A 1,141-nucleotide genomic window follows, 5' to 3' on the forward strand; every position below is an offset into this window, starting at 1 on the left:
CCCCCCTTGAGGGGGAGATGTCCGGCAGGACAGAGGGGGGCGCTGTCCCGCCATTCCTTTGACTACCCTAATGCCTCCGCGCCAGTTTCGGCGGATGGCCATGCTCCTCGCGAAACGCCCGGGCAAAACTCGACATCGAGGCAAACCCACATGCCAGCGCCACGTCGCGCACGGCGAGCGTCGAATGCGCCAAAAGATCGGCGGCGCGTTTGAGCCTCAGGCGCCGGTAGTAGCCATTGGGCGAGATGGCGAGTTCGGAGCGGAAGGAGCGCTCGAGCTTGTCTGAGGACACGCCGAGCTTCGCGGTCAGCTCGGCCATGCCGAGCCGTTCCTCGACCGCATCCTCCATGATGGCGATGGCCGACAGCACCAGCTCGTTCTGGACCCCAGTGCGCAGGCGCAGCGGCATCATCTTGCGGTCGATGCTGGAGCGCAGCTGGCTGTGCACGAACCATTCGGCGACGCCGGCGGCAAGCTCGGCGCCGTAATCGCGGGTGATGATCTCCAGCATCATGTCGAGGCTGCCGACGCCGCCGGCCGAGGTGAAGCGCTTGCGGTCGATGACATAGAGGTCGCGCCTGAGCTCGATGTTGGGGAAGGCTTCGGTGAAGGCGGCCTGGCTGGTCCAGTGCAAGGTGCAGGCATGGCCGTCGAGCAGGCCGGCGCGCGCCAGGAAGAACGCGGCATCCGCCACCGCCCCGATATGGGCGCCATTGCGCAGGCTCTTGCGGATCCAGTGTGCAGCGTCCTCGGCGACGAGGTGATCGGCATCGCCGCCCGAGCAGACGACGATGCGGTCGACCTTCGGGGCATCCTCGGCGTAAAAGCCCGGCTGGATGACGACGCCGTTCGACGCCTCGACCGCACCTTTCGTGCCGCCGACGATGATCCAGCGATAGCATTCTCTTTTCGCCAGGACATTGGCGGCGCGCAGCGGCTCGATGACCGAGCTGAACGCCATCATCGGAAAACCTGGGAACACCAGCACGGCGAAAGTGAGGGGTTCAGTGGGCTTGGGTGGTTCGCGCGTGGCCATGGGGCGCTACATTTCGGGCAGATGGGGTTCGGGGTCAATTGGCCGGTCCATCATCATGAGACGTCCGCGCGCCGCCCCTTGCCCTTCCTCTCCCCCGTCGATCGG

General features: G+C 66.0%; 1 protein-coding gene. It reads right to left on the minus strand.

The window, feature by feature from the left end:
• Positions 1-67 precede the first annotated feature (67 nt).
• Complete coding sequence (locus EN991_RS37150) at positions 68-1,036, minus strand: GlxA family transcriptional regulator (RefSeq protein ID WP_013528701.1); 969 nt, start codon at positions 1,034-1,036, stop codon at positions 68-70.
• Between the last annotated feature and the right edge of the window lie 105 nt (positions 1,037-1,141).

It is taken from the genome of Mesorhizobium sp. M7A.F.Ca.US.005.03.2.1, assembly GCF_003997795.1.
Classification (GTDB): Bacteria; Pseudomonadota; Alphaproteobacteria; order Rhizobiales; family Rhizobiaceae; genus Mesorhizobium; species Mesorhizobium ciceri.